General features: G+C 66.4%; 17 protein-coding genes. 11 read left to right on the top strand and 6 right to left on the bottom strand.

The annotated features are described in order from the left end of the window. Positions 1-98 precede the first annotated feature (98 nt). Entirely contained in the window at positions 99-1,676 is a 1,578-nt protein-coding gene (locus J2X45_RS19500; protein ID WP_310218215.1) for a glycosyltransferase family 39 protein, read from the top strand. Positions 1,677-1,757: 81 nt separating this feature from the next. Beyond that, positions 1,758-2,747: a DJ-1/PfpI family protein gene (locus J2X45_RS19505; RefSeq protein ID WP_310218218.1), complete on the top strand. Its 990-nt coding sequence runs from the start codon at positions 1,758-1,760 to the stop codon at positions 2,745-2,747. Here the strand turns inward: J2X45_RS19505 and J2X45_RS19510 are convergent, their stop codons facing one another. Together J2X45_RS19510 and J2X45_RS19515 are read right to left on the bottom strand one after the other, a co-directional pair. Next, a complete protein-coding gene (locus tag J2X45_RS19510) occupies positions 2,748-3,389 on the bottom strand; it encodes a 3-oxoacid CoA-transferase subunit B (RefSeq protein ID WP_310218220.1) in 642 nt (213 codons plus the stop codon). After that, positions 3,389-4,099 carry a CoA transferase subunit A gene (locus J2X45_RS19515; protein ID WP_310218222.1) on the bottom strand — a complete coding sequence of 237 codons (711 nt, stop codon included), beginning with the start codon at positions 4,097-4,099 and terminating at the stop codon, positions 3,389-3,391. Before J2X45_RS19515 ends, J2X45_RS19510 begins: the two co-directional genes overlap by 1 nt. On the opposite strand from J2X45_RS19515, the gene J2X45_RS19520 reads away from it, so the two are divergent. The 3 genes from J2X45_RS19520 to J2X45_RS19530 are packed head-to-tail and all read left to right on the top strand — an operon-like array spanning position 4,002 to position 6,694. Beyond that, positions 4,002-4,208: a hypothetical protein gene (locus J2X45_RS19520; RefSeq protein WP_310218224.1), complete on the top strand. Its 207-nt coding sequence runs from the start codon at positions 4,002-4,004 to the stop codon at positions 4,206-4,208. The genes J2X45_RS19515 and J2X45_RS19520 overlap by 98 nt on opposite strands. After that, on the top strand, positions 4,208-4,789 hold the full coding sequence (locus tag J2X45_RS19525) for an NAD(P)H-dependent oxidoreductase (protein ID WP_310218226.1): 582 nt from the start codon (positions 4,208-4,210) through the stop codon (positions 4,787-4,789). Before J2X45_RS19520 ends, J2X45_RS19525 begins: the two co-directional genes overlap by 1 nt. 3 nt (positions 4,790-4,792) lie before the next feature. Continuing rightward, positions 4,793-6,694 carry a monovalent cation:proton antiporter-2 (CPA2) family protein gene (locus tag J2X45_RS19530; protein WP_310218229.1) on the top strand — a complete coding sequence of 634 codons (1,902 nt, stop codon included), beginning with the start codon at positions 4,793-4,795 and terminating at the stop codon, positions 6,692-6,694. Positions 6,695-6,697: 3 nt separating this feature from the next. Here the strand turns inward: J2X45_RS19530 and J2X45_RS19535 are convergent, their stop codons facing one another. The 3 genes from J2X45_RS19535 to J2X45_RS19545 form a co-directional block, all read right to left on the bottom strand. Then, positions 6,698-7,702, bottom strand: a complete 1,005-nt coding sequence (locus J2X45_RS19535; protein ID WP_310218230.1) for a sterol desaturase family protein — start codon at positions 7,700-7,702, stop codon at positions 6,698-6,700. Positions 7,703-7,759: 57 nt separating this feature from the next. Further along, entirely contained in the window at positions 7,760-8,815 is a 1,056-nt protein-coding gene (locus J2X45_RS19540; protein WP_310218233.1) for a fatty acid desaturase, read from the bottom strand. 112 nt (positions 8,816-8,927) lie between these two features. Beyond that, entirely contained in the window at positions 8,928-9,611 is a 684-nt protein-coding gene (locus tag J2X45_RS19545; RefSeq protein ID WP_310218235.1) for an OmpA family protein, read from the bottom strand. Positions 9,612-9,773: 162 nt separating this feature from the next. On the opposite strand from J2X45_RS19545, the gene J2X45_RS19550 reads away from it, so the two are divergent. Next, a complete protein-coding gene (locus tag J2X45_RS19550; RefSeq protein ID WP_310218238.1) occupies positions 9,774-10,709 on the top strand; it encodes an isopenicillin N synthase family oxygenase in 936 nt (311 codons plus the stop codon). A 49-nt stretch (positions 10,710-10,758) separates the two neighbouring features. Here the strand turns inward: J2X45_RS19550 and J2X45_RS19555 are convergent, their stop codons facing one another. Next, entirely contained in the window at positions 10,759-12,648 is a 1,890-nt protein-coding gene (locus tag J2X45_RS19555; protein WP_310218241.1) for a ubiquitin-activating E1 FCCH domain-containing protein, read from the bottom strand. A gap of 131 nt (positions 12,649-12,779) precedes the next feature. On the opposite strand from J2X45_RS19555, the gene trmD reads away from it, so the two are divergent. The 5 genes from trmD to leuD all read left to right on the top strand — a co-directional run bounded on the left by trmD (position 12,780) and on the right by leuD (position 17,522). Continuing rightward, positions 12,780-13,514 carry a tRNA (guanosine(37)-N1)-methyltransferase TrmD gene (gene trmD / locus J2X45_RS19560; protein ID WP_310218243.1) on the top strand — a complete coding sequence of 245 codons (735 nt, stop codon included), beginning with the start codon at positions 12,780-12,782 and terminating at the stop codon, positions 13,512-13,514. Between the two features lie 5 nt (positions 13,515-13,519). Continuing rightward, positions 13,520-13,915: a 50S ribosomal protein L19 gene (gene rplS, locus J2X45_RS19565; protein ID WP_310218245.1), complete on the top strand. Its 396-nt coding sequence runs from the start codon at positions 13,520-13,522 to the stop codon at positions 13,913-13,915. Positions 13,916-14,198: 283 nt separating this feature from the next. Then, positions 14,199-15,164: a LysR substrate-binding domain-containing protein gene (locus tag J2X45_RS19570; RefSeq protein ID WP_310218248.1), complete on the top strand. Its 966-nt coding sequence runs from the start codon at positions 14,199-14,201 to the stop codon at positions 15,162-15,164. 313 nt (positions 15,165-15,477) lie between these two features. Continuing rightward, the gene (gene leuC, locus J2X45_RS19575; protein ID WP_310218251.1) at positions 15,478-16,914 is read left to right on the top strand and encodes a 3-isopropylmalate dehydratase large subunit; all 1,437 of its coding nucleotides are present in this window, start codon (positions 15,478-15,480) and stop codon (positions 16,912-16,914) included. Beyond that, complete coding sequence (gene leuD / locus J2X45_RS19580) at positions 16,914-17,522, top strand: 3-isopropylmalate dehydratase small subunit (RefSeq protein ID WP_310218253.1); 609 nt, start codon at positions 16,914-16,916, stop codon at positions 17,520-17,522. The genes leuC and leuD overlap by 1 nt, the downstream gene beginning before the upstream one ends. The last annotated feature ends 27 nt before the right edge of the window (positions 17,523-17,549 follow it).

The raw sequence follows: 17,549 nt of genomic DNA on the forward strand, positions 1-17,549 counted from the left end.
TTGGTGACGGAAAGGCCACGCCGGCCCACAAAGTGTCACAAACCCCTGGAAACGCGGAAGAAGTAGTCAGATTTTTTTTACTTGGCTAATCAGGCGTCATGCAGACCGCTCCTGACGCTCCGTCACCCCCCATCGTGAACCGCGCCTGGCGGTTGACCCTGCTCATGGTGGGGACGCTGACGATCGTGCGGCTTGCGGCGCTGTTCATCACGCCGCTCGAGCTCTATCCCGACGAGGCGCAGTACTGGCTCTGGTCGCGAGAGCTGGCCTTCGGCTACTTCTCCAAGCCGCCCATGATCGCCTGGCTGATCTGGCTGACCACTCAGATCGGCGGTGACGCCGAGGCCTGGGTGCGATTGTCAGCGCCCTTCCTGCACGGTGCGACGGCCTTGGTGATCCACAGGATCGCCCGCCGCCTCTACGGCGGCTGGTCGGGCCTCGCGGCGGCGGCGATCTACAGCCTGATGCCCGGGGTCGTGCTTTCCTCAGGCCTGATCGCCACCGACGCGCCGCTCCTGTTCTTCCTGTCCCTGACGATCTGGGCCTATGTGAGCTTGCCGGACGCCCAGGCGGGTCGCCGCTATGCGCTCGCGGCGGGCATGGGCGCCGCTCTGGGCATGGCGTTTCTCTCGAAATATGCGGCGGTCTACGCCCTGGGGAGCGTGGCGCTACATTTCGTGATCGCACCTGAAGGACGGCGGCGCTGGTCGCCCGCCGTAGCCGGCCTGTTTCTGATCGCGGTCGCCCTGGTGTTGGCGCCGAACTTCGTCTGGAACGCCACCAACCAGTTTTCCACGGTCAAACACACCGCCGCCAACGCCAACTGGAACGCTCACCAGTTGTTCAACTTCCGTGAGCTGATCGAGTTCGTCGGCTCGCAGTTCGGCGTGTTCGGACCGGTTCCGTTCGCGGTGCTGATCGGCGGCGCGGTCGGGCTGGGCATGAAGAAGAAACTGCAATCGCCGGATCTGCTGCTGCTCTGCTTCGCCCTGCCGCCCCTGATCGTGGTCGCCGGCGAGGCGTTCGTCTCGCGCGCCAACGCCAACTGGGCGGGGGCGGCGTTTGTCTCTGGGTCGGTCCTGGCCGCCGGCTGGCTGCTGCGTTGGAACGCGCGTCGCTGGCTGATCGGAGGACTCGCCCTGCAGGGGCTGTTCGCCGTCTTCTTCATCGCCTGCATGATCAACCCGAAGGTCGCTGACGCCACGGGCCTGTCAAACGGCTTCAAGCGGGTGCGGGGTTGGGACCAGACGGTCGCAGCGATCATCGAGCGGGTCCGCGAGGAGCAGGCGCTGCGCGGCCCCCTGAGCGCCGTGGCGATGGACGACCGCTTTACCTACAACGCCGCCGCCTACTACGGCCGTGACTATTTCGGCCAACCGGGCGCGCCGCCGCTGCGGATGTGGGTGCACGAAGCCTATCCGCAGAACCAGGCGGAGACTGAGACCCCGCTCGACGCGGACTATGGCCGTCGCGCCCTGATCGTCAGTCTGGAAGGCGAGTACCGCCCCGAGATCGAGCAGGACTTCAGGACCGTGTCCGGCCTGCAGATCGCGCGGGTTCGCCTGGACAAGACCCGGTCGCGTCGCGTTGACTTGTTCATCGCCGAGGGCTTTGCGCCGCTGCCGCGCGATCCGGTCACCGGCCTACCGCCCAAGCCAAAGACCGCCGCCCGGTAGGTCTGGCGGGTTTCGAGGGATCACCGTCCTTTTCCGGCGCGCCTGACTGACCATGCTTCCCCGCGCAGATGGGAGGTCTCGATGGTACGGCTACTGGTGTTCCTTTTCGCCCTTTTGGCCGCCGCGCCGAGCGTCGCCAAGCCGCTGGTCGTGATCCTGGCCGATCCGCGCGGCGTCGAGACGACCGACCTGATCGCGCCTTATGCGGTGCTGGCGGAGTCGGGCGTCGTCGATGTCAAGGTTATCGCGCCCAGTCTCGAGCCGGTTCGCCTGATGCCTGGGCGGGCCTGGGTTCGGCCCCAGGCCACTTATGCGGAACTGACCCGTCGCCCCGACGTCGTCATCGTGCCCTTCCTCATGCCGGCCTTCGATCCGGACCGCGACGCCTGGCTGCGCGCCCAGGCGCGAGCCGGCGCCCGGATCGTCTCGATCTGCGCCGGGGCGGAGACCTTGGCCAGGGCAGGACTGCTGGACGGCCGCGAGGCCACCACCCACTGGTACGAAATGAACCGCCTCGCCAAGGCGTTTCCGAAGGTCCGCTGGCGGCGCGATCGGCGCTGGGTGGTCGATGGTCCGATCACGACCACCGCCGGGGTCACCGCTTCCATTCCCGCCAGCCTGGTGCTGCTGCGCGATCTGGCCGGGGACGCGGTGATGCGCGACACAGCCACCAGGCTGGGCGTACCCATGCCGGACCAGACCCATAACGGCGGAGCGTTCAGGGCCAACGGCGACGCTGTGCTGACCGGGCTGTCAGGCTGGACCAACGCCTGGCGCGGGGAGAAGGTCGCGGTGCGGATCGCCGACGGCTTCGACGATCTGGCCTTCGCCATAGCACTCGACGCCTGGTCGCGCACTAACCGTTCAGAGGCCTTCGCGAGCGAGACGGCGACCTCTCGTCACGGCCTGACGATCATCGCACCATCCAGGCCGCCGCGCGCGGACCGGACAATCACGCCGAAGAACGCCGATCCGACGGACGCCCTCAACGCGATCGCCGCCGCCTATGGCAAGGCGACGGCGCGCTATGTGGCGCTCACCCTGGAGCACCCGTACTGGCTGCAGCGGTGACTAGATCGCGACCTCGAACGCCGCCTCGGTCTTGGCCTTGACCTCGTCGACGGTGACGCCCGGGGCCAGCTCGATCAGCTTCACTGGCGTCTTGCCGCGATTGATCTCGAAGACGCCGAGCTCGGTGATGAGCAGATCGACGACCGCGGCGCCGGTCAGGGGCAGCGAGCACTGCTTGAGAAGCTTGGGCGCGCCCGACTTCTCACAGTGGTCCATGACCACCACCACGCGCTTGACGCCGGCCACCAGGTCCATGGCCCCGCCCATGCCCTTGACCATCTTGCCGGGCACCATCCAGTTGGCGAGATCGCCGTTCTCCGCCACCTGCATGCCGCCCAGGATCGACAATGCGATGTGCCCGCCCCGGATCATCGCGAAGCTGTCGGCCGACGAGAAATACGAGCTGGAGTCCAGCTCGGTGATCGTCTGCTTGCCGGCGTTGATCAGGTCGGCGTCCTCTTCGCCCTCATAGGGGAAGGGACCCATGCCCAGCATGCCGTTCTCGCTCTGCAGCGTCACGTGCATGCCCTCGGGGATGTAGTTGGCCACCAGGGTCGGAATCCCGATACCGAGGTTCACGTAGAAGCCGTCCTGCAGTTCCTTGGCGGCGCGGGCCGCCATCTCGTCGCGCGTCCAAGCCATTACGCGGTTTCCTTCTGGCGAGTGGTCACGCGCTCGATGCGCTTCTCGAACTTCGCGCCCTTGACGATATGGTCGACATAAATCCCGGGCGTGTGGATCGCGTCCTTGTCCAGCTCGCCGATCGCGACCAGCTCTTCCACCTCGACGACGGTCTTCTTGCCCGCCGTGGCCATCATCGGATTGAAGTTCCGGGCGGTCTTTCGATAGATCAGGTTGCCCTCGGCGTCGGCCTTCCAGGCCTTGACGATCGAGAGATCGGCGGTCAGGCCGCGCTCCATCACATACATCTCGCCGTCGAACGCGCGGGTCTCCTTGCCCTCGGCCACCAGGGTGCCGTAGCCGGTGCGCGTGAAGAAGGCGGGAATGCCTGCGCCGCCGGCGCGGATGCGCTCGGCCAGGGTGCCCTGCGGATTGAACTCCAGCTCCAGCTCGCCGGAGAGATAGAGCTGTTCGAACAGCTTGTTCTCGCCCACATAGGACGAGACCATCTTCTTGATCTGGCGGTTCTCCAGCAGGATGCCCAGGCCAAAGCCGTCGACCCCGCAGTTGTTGGAGATGACCGTGAGGTCCTTTGTGCCCGCCTCGCGGATCGCCGCGATCAGGTTCTCCGGAATGCCGCAGAGGCCGAACCCGCCGGCCATGATGGTCATGCCGTCGAACAAAAGCCCGGCAAGGGCCTCGACGGCGTCCTTCTTCACCTTGTCGACCATGGTGTCTCCCTGTTCCGGAACTTATACGTCCCGTGCTGGGCGAAGCGTTTCGCCCGCGCCGCGAAGAAATTCAACCCTTGATGAATTGTTTTCCCGAAGGGCTGCTTGATGACCGACGCTAGCACCGGCGCGATGACGCCCGCCACCTCCAGCGTGCTGCTGGTGCTGGCGCACCCGGCGCTTGAACGGTCTCGCGCCAATCGCGCCCTCGCCAAGGCCGCAAAGGGTCTTTCCGGCGTCACCTTCAAGGATCTGTACGAGACCTATCCCGACTTCGTGATCGACATCGAGAGCGAGCAGGCTGCGCTGACCGCACACGACGTCGTGGCGCTTCAGTTTCCGCTCTACTGGTATTCGACGCCCGCCCTGATGAAGGAGTGGCTGGATCTGGTCTGGCTGCACGGCTTCGCCTATGGCGAGGGCGGCGAGGCGCTGAAGGGCAAGAAACTGTTCGTGGCCTGCACCACGGGCGCCAGCGCCAAGGCCTATCACGCCCACGGCTACAACCGCTTCTCAATGGACGAGTTCCTGCGCCCGCTCGAGCAGACCGCGCACCTGTGCGGCATGAACTGGGAGACGCCCTTCGTCGTGCACGGCGCGGCGGTCAAAGACGATGCGGCGCTGAAGGCCGAGGCCGAACGCTACCGCGCCCGGGTCGCCTCGCTGCTGCCGACCCGAACGGAGGCCTGAGCCATGGAAAACATCCTGACCCAGACCCTCGTCTATCTGGGCGCCGCTGTCGTCTCGGTGCCGATCGCCAAGCGCCTCGGGCTCGGCTCGGTGCTGGGCTACCTGATCGCCGGCGTGCTGATCGGCCCGTTCGCCCTGTCTCTGGTCGGCGACCAGGCCGACGTGATGAAGTTCGCCGAGTTCGGCGTCGTGATCCTGCTGTTCCTGATCGGCCTCGAGGTGCAGCCCTCGATGCTCTGGGACATGCGCAAGACGATCTTCGGCCTGGGCGGCGCCCAGGTGGTCGGCACGGCCCTGGCTATCGCGGCTGCGGCGCTCGTCCTTGGCCTGCCGTGGCAGACCGCGCTCGCAGTGGGCCTGGTGCTGGCCATGTCCTCCACCGCCATCGTGCTGCAGACCCTGGACGAGAAGGGACTGCGACAGGGGCCGGTCGGGCGGGCCGCCTTCGGGGTGTTGCTGTTGCAGGACCTGGCGGTCATTCCGCTGTTCGCCCTCCTGCCCCTGCTCGCGATCGGCGCCCCACAGCACGCGGCCGAAGCCGGCGGCCATGGCGCGAGTCTCGTTTCGCATCTGCCGGTCTGGGCCCAAACCCTGTCGGTGTTCGCCGCCGTGGGCGCTGTGGTGGGCGGCGGGCGCTATCTGGTCCGCCCGCTGTTCCGCTTCATCGCCAAGGCGCGCCTGCGGGAGATCTTCACCGCCTCGGCCCTGCTGATCGTGGTGGCCGTGGCCAGCCTGATGCAGACGGTCGGCCTCTCGCCCGCTCTGGGCGCGTTCCTGGCCGGCGTCGTCCTGGCCGAGAGCGAGTTCAGGCGCGAACTGGAAACCGATATCGAGCCCTTCCGAGGCCTGTTGCTGGGCCTGTTCTTCATGACCGTCGGCGCCGGCGTCGACCTGCCCCTGGTGGCGCGTCAGCCCTTGACCCTGGCGGGCCTAGTTCTGGGCCTGATGGTGCTGAAGTTCCTGGTGATGTTCGGCATCGCCCGGCTGTTCGGCGCGCCCAAGCGCGGAGCCCTGGCGGTCGCCACAGCGCTAGCGCAGGGCGGCGAGTTCGCCTTCGTCCTGCTGACCTTCACCGTCGGAGCCGGGGTGATCGGCGCGCAGCTGGCGGCCCTGCTGACCGCCGCCATCGCCGTCTCGATGGCCCTGACGCCAGTGGCGATGATCCTCTACGAGCGGGTCGCGGCCCTGATGGACGCCGCGATCCCCGATGTCACGCCCGACACCGGCGACTTCGACGAGGGCGAGCCGGATATCATCATCGCCGGGTTTGGCCGGTTCGGTCAGGTGACCGGTCGTCTGCTGTCAGCGAATGGCTTCAAGTCAACCGTTCTGGACAGCGACATCGAGCAGATCGAGCTTCTGCAGCGCTTCGGCCGCCGCGTGCACTATGGCGACGCCACGCGACTGGACCTGCTGCGTCAGGCGGGCGCCGATCGCGCACGGATGCTGATCGTCGCCCTCGACGACAGGGAAAAGACCGTCGAGCTAGTCGAGACCGCCCGCAAGGCCTTCCCCAACCTGACCATCCTGGCCCGCGCCTGGGACCGCCGTCACGCCTACGATCTGCTCTCGAACGGCGCCGACGCGGTGGAGCGCGAGACCTTCGAGGCGGCCCTGGCGCTGGGCTCGACCGCGCTGCAGAAGCTGGGCTTCCGCGCGCACCGCGCGCACCGGGCGGCCGCCTTCTTCCGCCGCCACGACCGGCGGATGTTCGAAGAGCTGCGACCGATGTGGGGCCAGGAGGAAGCCTATATCCTGGCCTCGCGCGACGCCGCCCAGACCATGGACCGGCTGCTCAACGCAGACCTGCACCGCATGCGTCCGGGCGATGCGGGCGGCGCCTGGGACACCGCCAGTCTGGACGAAGAGCTGCGCGAGCGGGCGCAACAGGAAGGGGCGGACTGATCGCTACTCCGCGGCCAGCGGAACAGATCTCGGCGTCGGCTCGCCCTTGAAGGCCTCCACGAACGGCGTTGCGAATCCGCCCGTGAGACTATGGGGATCGGTCGACACCGCACCGAACGTCAGCGCCGCGGGGCGCTGGTCGGGGACATGCAACGTGCCGAACAGCCTATCCCAGACCGCCAGGCAGCTGCCCAGGTTCTTGCCGAAATGGGCGGGGTCGGCCGAGTGGTGGATCTGGTGGTGGGCGGGACTGAGCAGCCACTTGCCGAAGGGCTCGAACGTCATCCAGGCGTGCGAATGCTGCAGGTGGATCACGCTCATCGCGAACACCAGGAAGATGGCGTTCTGACCGAAGATCAGCGGCTGATACCATGCGGTTCCGAAGACCCAGGCCAGAACGCCCCCGGTTACGCCGGTGGCCAGGGCCACGATATTGGCGAACTTCAGGCTCTCGATGGGGTGGACGCGATAGACCGTCAAAGGCGTGAGGACTTCAGCGGTGTGGTGGACCTTGTGAAAGGCCCACAGGAATTTGACCTTGTGGCTCAGCCAATGGTCGACCCAGTAGCCCAGCTCATAGGCGAGGAAACCGGCGAGCGTTCCCACCACCGCCACGATCGGCCACGGGGTGGCTGAGAGGGGCCCTTCGCCGAAGCTCGCCGCCAGCCAGCCCGACAGGGCCTTGGTGATCTCCTGGCCCGACAATAGCGCTGCGCCCAGCAAGAGACCCGCGCACCAGACGTTGAACACGAAGAAGACGAGATCCAGGCGGCTCGACGCCGTCAGCCAGATCTTGCGGGGAAACAGCGCCCGGACCAGCAGTCGCGCCGAGGTCCGGCGACCGCGCGCGCGGCGGCTTGAGACCACATGGCCGGCGGCGATTAGCAGCGCACAGGTCAGCGAAACCAGGGAAAAGGTCGAGCCCAGCGGTAACAGGGTGTCGAGCAGCGGCGCGGCCAACCGATGGCCGGCGGCGGCGAAGTCCAACCCTGACTGCGCGATGCTCACACCCTGAGGTCTCCGTACGAAACGGATCCGTCTTAGCGAAGACGCCTCAACCGCCGTTTAATGCGCGGGCTGCTTCCGAGCCTCGGCGTTCTTCTGGCGAACACGGCGGAAGAGATCGCCCAACGCCTCGAACAGCCCCGGCTCCGACGCGCGATGATAAAGCGAGTCCGCGCCCAGCGCCTCGACCAGCCGCGCATGGGCCTTGCCCATGTTGTGATAGGGCAGGCGCGGCAGCAGGTGATGCAGCGCGTGGTAGCGCAGGCCCACCGGGGCCCAAAGCTCGGAGGCCAGGTTCGGCGGTGGCACATTGACCGAGTCGAGGAACTGCTCCTCGAGCGTCATCTTGCCCCCGTCATTGTCCCAGTGGTGAGCCACCAGGGTGCGAGCCTGGTTCAGGAAGGTGGCCAGCGAAAAGATGGCCAAACCGGTCGCCACAGCACGCAGCGGAATGAACCCGGCGACCAGCCCCGCGATCACCGCCCATGACCAAAGCCAGCAGGCGATGTCCTGGACGACCCAGGCCTTGCGCCAGCGATTGAGATCTTCACGGACGAAGTCGGGATTGATGATCAGGGCCGAGAGCTTGGTCTTCAGATAACGACGCAGCGGGGGAACCATGAAGGACAGTGGGATCAGCAACGCCGAGCGAAGAACCACGCCCAGCGGGGCCAGCAGAGCGACAAACAGAAAGCCGGCTAGCTTAAGCGGCGTGAAGCGCGACAGCGGCAGGTACTCCGGGTCGAGCTTGGTCCCGAACCGATCCTTGATGTGGTGAATGTTGTGCACGCCCTCGTACATCAGCGACGGCGTCATCAGCGGCACGCCGACCAGCACGTTCCAGCCGACACGGAAGCCCGGGGCTTCGTCGTCGCGGATATGAGTCAGTTCATGGATGAAGCTGAGCGCACGGTAGAGCGCGAGCATGCTGAGCAGGCCCGCAGCCAGGCCCAGCGGAAGGCTGGGCGTCGTCGCAGCAAGCAGGAACCCGCCCCACATGACGGCGGCCGAAATCGCCAGGTCGGTCCAGTAGATGGCCGCGTTCGGCGTCATCAGATCCTGGGTCAGGCTCATGGCCTGCCGCGTCAGACTGATTTCGCTCGCCGTTTTCGCCACGTCTTCCTCGCGCCGCGCCCTCGAAGGATGACGACTTGGCGACGAAGCGCGGGAAAAGCAACCACTTACTCCCCCTAAGGGCGGGGCGGCGCGCGAACGCCGCCCCGTGGCTTCACTGGGTCAGAGGACGCAGAATGATCTCGACCCGGCGGTTCTGAGCGCGGCCGGCCGGCGTGGCGTTGTCGGCGATCGGCTGGCGCTCGCCCATGCCCGCGACGAAGACGCGGTCGACCAAAACGCCGCCCGGCCCCGTCAGATAGCCGGCGACGGCGCTGGCGCGGCGCTCGGACAGGGTCTGGTTATAGTCGTCAGGACCGCTGGAGTCGGCGTGACCGACCACATCGATCGTGGTCTGCGGATAGGCGTTCAGCGTGCGGGCCACGTCATCCAGCACGCGGGTGAACTGAGGCTGCACGTCGGAGCGATCGACCGCGAAGGTGACGTCGCTGGGCATGACCAGCACGATCTGGTCGCCGTTGCGGCGGATCATCACGCCCGAGCCCTCGAGGCTGCGGCGGAAGTCGGCCTGCTGGCGGTCCATGTAGTTGCCGATGGCGCCGCCGGCCAGCGCGCCGATGCCCGCGCCGATCAGCGCGTTCTTGCGGCCCTGCTCGCCCTTGTTGGTGTTGGTCAGATAACCCAGCACCGCGCCGACGCCCGCGCCGGTCAGCGCGCCGGTGCCGGTGTTGTTGCGGACCGGCATGCCGGTATAGGGATCGGTGGTGGTGCAGGCGGCCAGGGCGCCGGCGCTCATCAGCACCACCGCCAACGTCATGTTTCGAGCAAATTTCGGCATTCTCGCAACCCTCGCGTCTTTGCTGTAGATCAAGTCACCCGGGCAAACGCCCGTCTTATGGTCAAGTTCCCGACCTCAACGCCGCACGGAGACGAACAGCCTTCGTTTCGCCCGACGTCCGGTGTAGTAAGGAGGAACTTACTCATTCCAAGGCTCGCAGACGTGTCCACCTCCGCCATCGACCCGGTTTCGTTTTCTCTCTACGCCAAGGACTTCTCGCGCTTCGCACAAGAACTGGGCGCGTCGTTCGAACGCTACGGCTTCGCCGTGCTGTCCGACTATGATCTGGATCAGGCGCGCATCGACGCGGCCGTCGACTCCGCCAAGGCGTTCTTCGCGCTGCCGGTCGAGACCAAGAAGCAGTACGCCGGCGTCAAGGGCGGCGCGCGGGGCTATATCCCCTTCGGCGTCGAGACCGCCAAGGGCGCGGACCACTACGACCTGAAGGAATTCTGGCACATGGGCCGCGACCTGCCGCCCGGCCACCGGTTCCGCGCCCACATGGCCGACAATGTCTGGCCGGCCGAGATCCCGGCGTTCAAGCACGACGTCAGCTGGCTGTACAACAGCCTCGACGGCATGGGCGGCAAGGTGCTGGAAGCCATCGCAACCTACCTGAAACTGGAGCGCGACTTCTTCAAGCCGACGGTGCAAGACGGCAATTCGGTGCTGCGCCTGCTGCACTATCCGCCGATCCCCAAGGACGCCACCGGCGTGCGCGCCGGGGCCCACGGCGACATCAACACCATCACCCTGCTCTTGGGCGCCGAGGAAGGCGGCCTTGAGGTTCTGGACCGCGACGGCCAATGGCTGCCGATCAACCCGCCCCCGGGCTGCCTGGTGATCAATATCGGCGACATGCTGGAGCGTCTGACCAACAACGTCCTGCCCTCGACGGTGCACCGCGTGGTGAACCCGCCGCCGGAACGTCGCGGCGTGCCGCGCTATTCGACGCCGTTCTTCCTGCACTTCGCATCGGACTACGAGATCAAGACCCTGCCCAACTGCGTCACGGCGCAGAACCCGGATCGCTATCCGGAGTCGATCACCGCTGACGAGTTCCTCCAGCAGCGCCTGCGCGAGATCAAGCTGGCCTAGCGCGCGCGACGGAAGGCGATGAGCCCCGCCGGCGACCGGCGGGGCTTTTCTATTTGGAGATCCGTAAGGACGAGATTTCCTGGGCGATCGCCTTGAACGACGTCTTCAGCTCAGAGCCGTTGGCGGGAAAGAAGGCCTTGGAGGAGTCGGAGGCGCAGTTGGTCAGGAAGGTCTTGGCGGTGTTGTCCGCCCCCACGGCGAAGCCGACCGTGTAAAGCGTGATGTCGTTGGCGCTGTTCTTGATGGCGGTGCAGAGCGCCCGCGCCTGGGTGTAGGGATCGCCGTTGGTGGCGTTGCAATTGATGTGATCGTCGTCGCTGCCGCTGCCGCCACCCGCATCGGCGGCGATCACGCCCTTGCAGTAGGGGGTGTTGAAGGCGCCGTCCGTCATCATGATCACGACCTTCATCAGGTCCTGGCTCTTGTAGGCGGCGGGGCGCTGGGAGGCGTTCGGCCAGAGGTACCCAAAGTTGGGCGCGACCATGTACCAGCCCCAGGCCAGACCAATCTGGCCCGCCGTCGAACCGCCCACCGTGTAGCTGTTGATCTGAGCCTTCAGCGCCGTCTTGTCGCTCGAGAGCGGCATGATCTTCGCCGTCGGACAGGGGTTTGGCGAATAGGAGTCAGCGGAAGTCGAGGGGTAGTTTGTCCCCACATAGGCCGTACTGGGCGCGGCGTCCGTATAGGCATGGGTCCCGGTGCGTTCGCTGACGCAAGTGCTGATCGAACGCACTTCGTCTGTTCCCCAGTTGCTGACATAGGCAAGGCGACGACAACCTGGAACGGTGCTCTGCTCGCAAGTCGCTGCTCCGCCGCTTGTGTAAGCCGCCGTGCCAAGGCCCGAGACGCCCGTGTCGAAGGTGGTGCTCGTCAGGTTCGTGATGGAGAGCGTCTGGCCATTCAGGGTCGTAAGCCCGCCAACGCTAGCGAAACTGATCTGATCTCCCGTGGAAAAGCCATGCGCGGTGCTGGTGGTGACCACCAGATTGCAGCCGCTCGTCAGGCACTTTTTTATCGTGCCGCCGCTCGAATAGTTCGACTTGTAGCGCGTGTCCGTGCCGTTCAGTGACACCTGATTGGAGTTGACGCGCGTGACGGTGTAGGTCGCGCCGTTGAGCGACGCCATACCGGTCGAGGTGTTGCCGTTGATCCCGGAAATATAGACTCGATCCCCCGTCGCCAGGCCATGACCATTCGAGGTCACGACCGCTGGCGAAGCTTTGCTGACGCCAGAAATCGAGGTTCCGTTGGCCAGCCAGTCCACATCACTGATATTCCGCACCGGGATCGGGCCCCGCGCCGCATCGGCGTAGGTGTCCAGATTCACGCCGGCGGCGTACGGCACCAGCGCGATCTTCGAATAGAAGGGCGTCTGGGTGTCGCGCACGATGATGTCGACCAGGTCCGAGGCAGCGACCTTCAGGTCGGCGATGCGCGTGCCGTCCATCGAGCCGGTGATGTCGAGCACCAGCGCCACTTCCAGATTCTTGGACGAGCGCACCACTTCCGATGTCGCGGTGACAGTGAAGTCCCCGCTCTGCCACAGGTTGGCGATGATCGGCTTCAGCGTCGCGGTCACCGAGCCGATGACGCGGTTGTTGGTTCCTGCCGAGAAGGTCGCATTCGAAGCGGTCAGGCCCAGATTCATGCCCGCGATCTCGGCCAGGAAGGCCGCGTCGCCCACCGTGTCGAGCTCGGCGTTCGTGGACGCCGTCGACCGGGCCGCCATCAGGGTCGCGGCGTCCAGCGCATCCTGCATCTGGCGGCGCTGAAGGCTCAACCGGCCCACATCGATGAGACCGAACAGCAGAACCGAAAGCGGCAGGGCCAGAAGCGCGAACTGGATGGCGATCGCGCCGCGATCGTCGCGCCGCAGACGGCGGGCGAAGGCAGCGACGCCCTCGCTCAGGCGTCGGAAGAAACGGCTCTGGGTCGGCATGGCTTGAACGGGACCTTATCTCTCGTCGTGACCTTCGCCGATGACGGTGAACAACTGGAAAATGCGCTTGGTGAACGCCGCCCGCCCCGCTGGGCTTCGACTCTCGCGCGCCCAGCGGCTAAAGAGCCCCCATGCCGTTCACCGCCACCGTCCTGACCATGTTCCCTGAGGCCTTTCCAGGCCCGCTCGGCGTCTCGATGATCGGGACCGCCTGGAAGGAGCAGGACCTGTGGCGTTTGGAAACGCTGGACATTCGCGCCTTTTCCAAGGATAAGCGCGGCTTCCTCGACGACACCCCTGCGGGTGGCGGCGCTGGAGCCGTATTGAAAGCGGACGTTATCGCCTCTGCGCTGGACAGCCTGGAGGCCGATGGGCGGCCGCTTTTGTACATGAGCGCCCGGGGTCGGCCCCTGACCCAGGCGCGTGTGAGGGAGTGGTCCAAGGCGCCCGGTATCGTGGTGCTGTGCGGCCGCTTCGAAGGGGTGGATCAGCGGGTGCTGGACGCCCGGGGGTTCGAGGAGGTCTCGGTCGGAGACGCTGTCCTTGCCGGTGGCGAGGCGGCGGCGATGGTCGTGATCGAGGCGTGCGTTCGACTTGCCCCGGGGGTTCTGGGGAACATCGAGAGCACGCTGGAAGAAAGCTTCGAGGACGGACTCCTCGAGCATCCGCAGTACACCAGGCCGCGGACGTTCGAAGGGCTCGACATCCCCGAGGTGCTGCTGTCGGGCGATCACAAGAAGATCGACCAATGGCGCAAGCGTATGCGTGAAGAGACGACCCGCGAGCGGCGCCCGGATCTCTGGGAGGCCCACCTCGCCAATCAACAGGCAAAAGGCGACCCGAAACCGGGTAAGCCCAAGGAGTAATGACCATGGCTGCGAACATCATCGCTCAGCTCGAGCAAGAAGAATCGGCCCGTCTGCTGGCCGCCCGCGCGATCCCCGACTTCCGTCCCGGCGACACCCTGCGCGTCAACGTGAAGATCAAGGAAGGCGAGCGCGAACGCGTTCAGGCCTACGAAGGCGTCTGCATCGCCCGCGCCGGCGCCGGCGTGCACGAGAGCTTCACGGTCCGTAAGATTTCGTTCGGCGAAGGCGTGGAGCGTCTGTTCCCGCTGCTGTCGCCGAGCATCGAAAGCATCGAAGTCAAGCGTCGCGGCGTCGTCCGTCGCGCCAAGCTGTACTACCTGCGCGACCGTCGCGGTAAGTCGGCTCGTATCGCCGAACGCGCCGGTGGCCCCAAGGCTTCGGCTTCGTCGGAAGACTAAGCGTCCGACATTCGGAAATGACGAGGCCCCGGTGGAAACACCGGGGCCTTCTTCTTGCGCCTTATCGCGGCGCGATCAGGCGGGGATATCGCCGGGGCTCTGAGCGCCGGCGTAAGAGTCGCCACAGGGCCTGCAGCGCCCAGACCCAGCCGAACGAAGTTTCCTTATGTGTCTTGAAGGCGGTGTCGATCATCGTCGTCCTCCTGGTCGGTCTCATGCGCTTTTCGGCCTCACGGACGGGAATGACAAACGCGCGCTCCTTGGCTATGCATAAGCGTTACTTATGTCTGACGTCCTCGCCCGCCTGCCCCTCAGCGCCATTCGTGTGTTCGAGACGGCCGCTCGCCTGAAGAGCTTCACCCGCGCCGCCGGCGAGTTGGGCATGACCCAGGCTGCGGTCAGCTGGCAGGTGCGCGCCCTCGAGCAACGGCTGGATCAGCCGCTCTTCCATCGCCTGCCCCGCGAGGTGGCCCTGACGCCCGCCGGCGAACGCCTCTCGCGGGCGGCCACCGAGGCGCTGTCGCTTTTGCGCGCCACCGTCGCTGACCTGGTCGAGACCGAGGCGGGCGTCCTGTCGATCACCACTGTCCAAAGCCTTGGCGGGCTGTGGCTGGCCCCGCGCCTGGGCGGCTTCCAGATCGCTCACCCCCGTGTCGCCGTGCGCCTGGAGGCGACAAGCCAGGTCATCGATCTGGCCGGAGGCGGCGCCGATCTGGCCCTGCGGGGCGGTCGCGGCGAGTGGCCGGGGCTGGAGGCCCACTTTCTGATCCCGGCCGTCCAGACCGTGCTGGTCGCCCCCGGCTTCCTGGAGCAGATCGGCGGCCTGGCCCGTCCCGAAGACCTGCTCAACGCACAGCGTATCGGCGTGGCCCGCGAATGGGAGGAATGGTTCCAGGCCGCAGGCGTACGCGGCGCCTCGGATCGCCCGCCGCCCAGCCTCGCCGCAGACGCCCAGACGCTGGAGGTGGCTAGCGCGCTCGCCGGACAGGGCGCCGCCCTTGGGTCGCCGATCTTTTTTGCACGCGAGCTGGCGGAGGGCCGGCTGGTCATGCCGTTCGACGTGGTGGCGCGTTATACGGGCGGGTACTGGCTGGCCTATCCGCGCGAGCGGGCCAGGGTGCGCAAGATCGCCGCGTTCCGCGACTGGGTGCTGGCGCAGGCGGCGGCGGATCCGCTGATCGCCCGATACGCCGCCATGGCGCCGCTGAACGCGCCCGCCGCCTCACCACTCACCCGCGGCGACCCGTAGCCGGTCAAGCTTACGTGCGACCGCACGCGACTTGACAAAACGTCGATCCGTGAGACGCTTTATTCACCCCCGGCGACTATCGCCCGGGCTTCCAGACCGTCTCCTTTCTAGTGGACGGCCCTCTTCGGGCAGGCGCCATCGGCCCCCGAAGGCTGAAAACGATGCGAGGGCGCGCCGACAGGTCGAAAGACGGGCGCGCCCTTTGCGCTTTGGCCTGCCGCGGGTCGCCGCGCCGACATCAACAGCGCAAGAATTTGGCCCACAGCCCGCCCAGCTCTGGATTTTGACGCACGATCCGCCCTATATCGCGGCCATGTCCGGCAAAACCCTTTACGACAAGATCTGGGACGCTCACGTGGTCAGCGAGACCGACGGCGAAGCGATCCTCTATATCGACCTGCACCTCATCCACGAGGTGACCACGCCGCAGGCTTTCGCGGGCCTTCGCGCGGCCGGCCGCAAGGTGCGCCGGCCCGATCGCACCCTGGCCGTCGCCGACCACAACATCCCGACCGAAGGCCAGTCCCTGGGCGTCGACGCCGTGGCCGACGAGGAAGCGCGCCTGCAGCTGAAGACGCTGGCCCGCAACGTCGCTGACAACGGCATCGAGTTCTTCCCGATGGGCGACATCCGCAACGGCATCGTCCACGTGGTCGGTCCCGAGCAGGGCCGCACCCAGCCGGGCATGACCATCGTTTGCGGCGACAGCCACACCTCGACCCATGGCGCCTTCGGGGCCCTGGCCCACGGTATCGGCACGTCCGAGGTCGAGCACGTCCTGGCCACCCAGACCCTGCGCCAGAAGAAGGCCAAGAACATGCTGGTCCGCGTCGACGGCCAGCTGCCGTCCGGCGTCACCGGCAAGGACGTGGCGCTCGCCGTGATCGGTGAGATCGGCACCGCCGGCGGCACCGGCTATGTCATCGAGTTCGCCGGCGAGGCCATTCGCGGCCTGTCGATGGAGGGCCGCATGACCCTCTGCAACCTGACCATCGAGGGCGGCGCCAAGGCCGGCCTGGTGGCTCCGGACGAGAAGACCTTCGCCTACATCCAGGGCAAGCCCGCCGCCCCCAAGGGCGCGGCCTGGGACATGGCGCTGAGCCACTGGAAGACCTTGTTCACCGACGAGGACGCTGTCTTTGACCGCACGGTCGTGATCGACGGCTCGGCCCTCGTGCCGATGGTCACCTGGGGCACGTCCCCGGAGGACGTCATCCCGGTCACCGGCCACGTGCCCGACCCGGAGAGCTTCGCCACGCCCGACAAGCGCGCCGCCGCTCATCGGGCCCTAGACTATATGGGCCTGAAGGCCGGCCAGCCGATCTCGGAAGCCCGCATCGACCGCGTCTTCATCGGCTCGTGCACCAACAGCCGTATCGAAGACATGCGCGCCGCGGCCGCCGTGGTGCAGGAAGCCTTCCTGCACGGGCGCCTCGTGGCCCCGCACGTCAAGGCGATGGTCGTGCCGGGCTCTGGCCTGGTGAAGGAACAGGCTGAGGAGGAAGGTCTGGACGCCATCTTCAAGGCCGCCGGCTTTGACTGGCGCGAGCCCGGCTGCTCGATGTGCCTGGCCATGAACCCTGACAAGCTGCAGCCGGGCGAGCGCTGCGCCTCGACCAGCAACCGCAACTTCGAAGGCCGCCAGGGCCGCGCCGGCCGCACCCACCTCGTCTCGCCGGCCATGGCGGCGGCGGCGGCGATCGCGGGGCATCTGGTCGACGTGCGGACCTTCCTGGAGGAGACCGCCTGATGAAAGCCTTCACCCGCCTCGATGGCCGTGCGGCTCCGCTGGAACTGGCCAATATCGACACTGACCAGATCATCCCCAAGCAGTTCCTCAAGACCGTGGAGCGCGAGGGGCTGGCCAAGGGCCTGTTCTACGACTTCCGCTTCGACGCCGACGGGAACGAGATCAGCGACTTCGTGCTGAACAAGCCCGAGTACAAGAGCGCGTCCGTGTTGATCGCCGGCGACAATTTCGGCTGCGGCAGCTCGCGGGAGCATGCGCCCTGGGCGCTGATGGACTTCGGGATCATGTGCGTGATCTCGACCAGCTTCGCCGACATCTTCTTCAACAACTGCTTCAACAACGGCCTCCTGCCCGTGGTTGTGACGCCCGAAGAACTGGCGGTCCTGATGGACGAGGCCAAGGGCGGCAACCACATGGTCAGTGTCGACCTCGAGGCCCAGACGGTCGTATCGCCCTCGGGCAAGACGATCGGCTTCGACATCGATCCGGTCCGCAAAGAGAAGATGCTGAAGGGTCTCGACGCCATCGGCGAAACGATGATGCACGGCGGCGATATCGACCTGTTCGAGAGCAAGCGCGCCATCAGCCAGCCCTGGCTGGAGGCGTAGTCTTTAAAATCTGTCATCCCGGTCAAG

The organism is Caulobacter sp. BE264 (assembly GCF_031457805.1).
Classification (GTDB): domain Bacteria; phylum Pseudomonadota; class Alphaproteobacteria; order Caulobacterales; family Caulobacteraceae; genus Caulobacter.